Below are 1,539 nucleotides of genomic sequence, written 5' to 3'. Positions count from 1 at the left end.
AAAACCAGCTAATGTTTGTCAAGCTTTTAGTATTGGAGCGCGCCAAGTTAATTGGTATACTAATTTCTAGGCACGACAAATAACCTTCATTGGCGTGAAGGTTATGGGTAAATATGGTTTTAGATTTTGTAGGGCTGGCTTTTACTAAGGATGGCGTACACGTGATGGAGGAGCTTGTTGGCGCAAGCGATCACAACCACCTTATATGGCTTGCCCTCTTTTCTTTTCTTGTCATAATAATCTCTAATCCTCTTATTGGTGCTTCCCCGGATTCCGCATTGCACAGCTAAATACAACGAACGGCGAAGCCTCTTGGAACCCCGTTTTGTTATACGTGAACTTGTGGCAGTAAACTTCCCCGAGCTAAAGATCCCAGGATCTAATCCGGCATACGCCACAAGCTGTTTGGCGCCTTCAAACTGTTGCACGTTTCCGACCTCCGCGACAATCGCAGCAGCTAGTTTATCCCCGATGCCAGGTATGCTTTTCAATAGTTCTACCTCAGGTAGATCAAATGCGAGTTCATTCATCTGTTTCTCAAGATCACTTAATTGCTCCATGAACGAAAGTAACAAGGATACCATGCCGCTTAAGACTGCGCTCTGAGATTGACTTCTAGGCTGTGCTCTCCAATGTAACAAGATCTCCCGCAGTCGTTTTGCTTTCTCATCAACCCAATGTCTCGAATGCGATTTCCCAGCACCTGACTGAATCGTTTCAACAAGATCCTCAACATCGCCCTCTAAACAACGCTTCAGCACTTTTAGTGAAGTTACAGAGAACAGGGCATAAAAGATATCCTCGTAAGCCGGAAAGACTTGTTCGAGCAACGCCCTCGTGTTTAACTTCGCTTGAACGAACATCCCCGTCACAAACTCATGTTGCCTGGTCACATGCTGCAACTCCGTAAATGTTTCGTCCCATGTACGATGCGGCACAACGTCCCCGCGGTAATACATATCCGCTAGATGCCAAGCATCCGCAGCGTCTGTTTTTACCTTCCGCAGTTGAGTTGCTTTCGCACGCTTAGACTGTAACGGATTAACGATAAAGTGCGTCCATCCACTGCGTTCGAGATAAGCTACAAGCGCCCGATGATAATGCCCTGTCGCTTCAAGAATAACTACTGGGGCGATTGCTGCCTTCGCCTGTAACTCCACTAGGAGTTCTCCCAGCCGCTCGAATCCGCTATCCTTGTGCGAGATGCTCTCCAACTTTCCGTACGGTTCGTTCCTCCTTGTAAAAGCTTGTACTACGCTAAATCCTTTCGCTACATCTACACCTACGACTGGCTGCATAACAACCTCCCGAATAAATTTGCCGGAACTCCCACGATGGTTCCAAACCCATAGCTTCGCTTGTGATGCGAGGTCATTGCCTCTACCAGCTCAAACATGGTCATTGGGGGTAGTGGGAAAAACAGTTTTTGTGACGAGGTCACTGCCTCAAAATAGCGTACGTTCTCCCAGCTACCGCCATCATAGAACGGCCATTAAAAAAGGCCAACCAGAAATCTCTGGCTGACCTGATAATACGAAA

The 1,539-nt window shown here is 47.2% G+C and carries 1 protein-coding gene; it reads right to left on the bottom strand.

Annotated elements, in window-relative coordinates:
• Positions 1–119 precede the first annotated feature (119 nt).
• The gene (locus tag GOM71_RS23620; protein ID WP_156285570.1) at positions 120–1,298 is read right to left on the bottom strand and encodes an IS110 family RNA-guided transposase; all 1,179 of its coding nucleotides are present in this window, start codon (positions 1,296–1,298) and stop codon (positions 120–122) included.
• Between the last annotated feature and the right edge of the window lie 241 nt (positions 1,299–1,539).

The sequence above is a fragment of the Paenibacillus sp. NEAU-GSW1 genome (genome assembly GCF_009737085.1).
Taxonomy (GTDB): domain Bacteria; phylum Bacillota; class Bacilli; order Paenibacillales; family Paenibacillaceae; genus Pristimantibacillus.
The sequence above is the reverse complement of the archived record's forward strand: the minus strand, read 5'-3'. Positions and strand labels throughout refer to the sequence as shown.